Below are 1,193 nucleotides of genomic sequence, written 5' to 3' on the forward strand. Positions count from 1 at the left end.
CTTATAGGCTTTTCCTCGGTCTTATGGCCCTCCTCGCCTTCTTCGCCCTTTGGAGCCTGGCCTACGAGCTGGTGGCGACATGGCGGTGGAACCCTGCCCTCCCCTCTGAAGGCGCCTCACGCTGGGGGCTTCTAAAGTACCAGAACGCGCAACGCAGCCTAAGCGGCCTGTTCGTTGCCTGGCAGCATTTCAGCCAGCGCTTGGCCTATCATCCCACGCAGGGCGAGACGATTATTCGGGGCGCGATCGCGGTCGCGGTTGTCGTGGCGATCGGCGTCGGCCTGATCTTTGCAAGCCTGATCAACCGCAAGCCAAAGCACTATGGCGATGCGCGGTTCGGCACGATCATGGACGCCGAAAGGAAAAACCTGCTGGCAAAGCAAGGTTTGATCCTCGGCAAGATGGGTGGGGCGACGATCCGCTCGGACGATCCCGCGCACGTCCTGGTGGTCGGGCCGACCCGGTCCGGCAAGGGCGTCAGCTTTGTGGTTCCGAACGGTTATATGTGGCGAGGATCCTCAGTGTGGTTCGATCCGAAGCGGGGGAACTTCGAGGCGTTCGGTGCACACCGGCAGGCTCTCGGCGACAAGGTCTTTTTCTTTTCTCCCGGCGAGCGGGATTCGCATCGCTACAATCCGCTGGATTTCATCCGGCGCGATGCGCGCATGCCGACGGACTGCGCGGTGGTCTCCTCCTTCATCATCCCCGAGGCGACAGGAAGTTCCGAGATCTGGGCGCGCGCCGGCCGGCAGCTGCTTTCGACCATGATCGGCTATGTGCTGACGTCACCACGCTATGAGGGGCAGCGTCATTTGCGCGCCGTCGCGATGCTTATTTCGACCGGCGTGGATTTTCTCAGGGTGCTGACGAATATCCGCAATGACGAAGAAAAATATCTGCCTTCGTGGGTCGTGCAGGGGCTCAACCAGTTCATTGCGCTGGAAAAGGAAACGCGAAACTCGGCCTACTTCAACCTGACGGCGGCTCTCAACCCCTGGACCAATGATCTCGTTGCAGCCGCTACGGCGTCGACCGATTTCGATATCTCGAAGCTTCGCAAGGACCCGACGGCTCTCTTCATCGGCTGCTCGGTGGCGCAGCTCGAGGTGTTCCGGCCCATCATCAAAATCTTGGTCCAGCAAATCCATGATGTGCTGATGGCCTCCTCGCCGGGTCCGGACGAGCCCTATCAG

The 1,193-nt window shown here is 60.6% G+C and carries 1 protein-coding gene; it reads left to right on the forward strand.

What is annotated here, in order from left to right:
- Window positions 1-23: 23 nt before the first annotated feature.
- On the forward strand, window positions 24-1,193 hold a 1,170-nt coding region (locus EN749_RS36045), incomplete at its 3' end, for a type IV secretory system conjugative DNA transfer family protein (protein WP_348629413.1).

This window comes from Mesorhizobium sp. M7A.F.Ca.ET.027.02.1.1 (assembly GCF_004022985.1).
Lineage (GTDB): Bacteria > Pseudomonadota > Alphaproteobacteria > Rhizobiales > Rhizobiaceae > Mesorhizobium.